A 2059-nucleotide genomic window follows, 5' to 3' on the forward strand; every position below is an offset into this window, starting at 1 on the left:
GAGAGTTGCCTCTCTGAAAGAAGAACTGTATGAACGTCGCCGCGAGGAAACTCAACAGGAACTGAGTGATCTCGAAGAATATGCTGAAGCAGAGCGCCAGCGAATCCAGGAATTCATCGAGAACTACGAACAGAAGGCTGAGACCGGTTCGAACATGGACATCGCAATTCGCGGTCAACAAGAGCGTCTCGACAGACTTGAACAGCGTATCGAGAGTCGTCGTCAGGAGTTGGAACGAAAGGCACAGATAGTCTCGCTCGCCCCAGAAGTCGAGAATCTGTGCTTCGCATTCCCAGTATAGGTAGTCCTACACGGAAGGTTTGTCACTCTGTCTGTAGCCACATGGAGACAGCAAAATGGATTCTCATTAGAAACCCTATGTATGATAAGATATTGGATACATCAGTCGATGAGCTTCGGTTAATGAGAAGCGATTAGATACTGGATCGATGTCCGAGTGACGATTAGAACGACCCCATCGCCTGAATGGCGTGTACCCCCATGATCTTACGGACCGAATTTGGCCCTACACGCCTGTGGTATCTGTGGTGGACAGATTCTAAGCTACGGAAAGTGTGGTATCGTAGCAGAGAAAGCGTGAGAGTATTCAGCCATCTTCATAGATGCCCATCTCACGCTTTTTGAGAGCATTTTGGACTCTCTTACTTATCCTGTGGGTTCTTTTTGTATGTTACAGTCGAATATATTCCCTCACGAAAGTGAATACCTTCTCGGGATGATAATAATGTGGGCAAATAGCACACACTCTTTTAGAAATCAACAGGCGATACCAGGATCTCCAAATCAGATTACTGACACACAGGTTATCTTCTCTAATATGATTTTCAATATATACTTATCCGAGACCTTACTATCTGTTTAGTTATATTTATGCATACAATCTGCCCACATCAACTTAAAAATCGGTGTACGACGGTTGGAATATTATATCAAAAGCCGATCATGGATATATACACTAATATACTAATTTCTGAATACGGTTTCGGGCGTTCCTTTCTGCTGATTGCGCTCAAACAGTCATATTGGATCTGATATTTGGTTGACTACGATACCAAATCGATGGTGAGTGAGTCTCGAGACTATCGAAGAGAGGAATAATGGAATACAGCTACCGCTCGTCAAAGCACCCATTCTGGGCGTTCCTTGATTAGATCCAAGATAGTATCCAGAGCCTGTTCACTGTCAGACTTCTCAGACTCATCTCGAATCTCCTCCAACCGTGTATGTACGTCCCCTATCGCCGAATTAGACGCGAGACCTTGGTGATAACTGAGTTGAGTTTGCCCGCTAACCACTGCTATCGAGCTGTAAGTGAGCCCTGCGGCGATCGCTGCTGCATACAACACAGGGGTTTCGAGTCCCTCCTCAGATCCCATGAGATACGGCCAAGACATCTCGCCGACGAAGTACATCGACTCGACGAAAATGGAACCTGACGGTTTGAGAGTGACCTCAATAGTTGAGACGGGTTCGGAAAGGTTCGGGTATCCAGCTCTCACAAAGACCGGGTCGTGAACATCTGGGCCGAACTCGTGGTTCGCTGCGGCTACGCTATCAAAATGCTCTTTGATTGTGTCTGAAATGCGGAACCACGTCTGTCCGACTGGAGTTTCAAGCTCTCGGACGTCCACCTTCGGACCAACCGACGTGATGTCGGGTAGTTCTGGAATCTCGTGTGGTAGGTCGAACAGGACAGAATCTAGCGCGTCCACACCCGCGAAGAACTCCTCAACCGGTACTAGATCTGGGACTGAGTGTCCGGCGTTCGGATTTTGAGCCATCAAACTCTCACAGTGCCTGTTGACCTATTACTATGATTTGGCTTAGAACATCATCAGTAAGTATTGAACACCGACCGTCTATGCCACTAACAGTGGCTCCGGTCTCAGGTGCGTACTTAACCGAGTCTATTAGTTCACCCCCGATCCCGGGAGGAGAACCGCGAATGAGTAAGCAACGCGAAGGTTCGGACCGGGATATACCACGTTCCGTTCGGGGTCGTATCGGATGATGTCCTCTTGATCTAAGCGGTCGAGAT

At 47.7% G+C, this 2059-nt stretch carries 1 protein-coding gene and 1 pseudogene; one reads left to right on the top strand and one right to left on the bottom strand.

Annotated elements, in window-relative coordinates; genetic code table 11:
* Window positions 1-301 (top strand): annotated as a pseudogene (locus EXE42_RS15230) (helicase); the annotation flags it as partial.
* A gap of 838 nt (window positions 302-1139) precedes the next feature.
* Here EXE42_RS15230 and EXE42_RS15235 read toward each other — a convergent pair.
* Window positions 1140-1802 (bottom strand): hypothetical protein, encoded by a 663-nt coding sequence (locus EXE42_RS15235; protein WP_137706879.1) that lies wholly within the window; start codon window positions 1800-1802, stop codon window positions 1140-1142.
* Window positions 1803-2059 lie beyond the last annotated feature (257 nt).

Source organism: Halorubrum sp. SP3 (assembly GCF_005435195.1).
Lineage (GTDB): Archaea > Halobacteriota > Halobacteria > Halobacteriales > Haloferacaceae > Halorubrum > Halorubrum sodomense.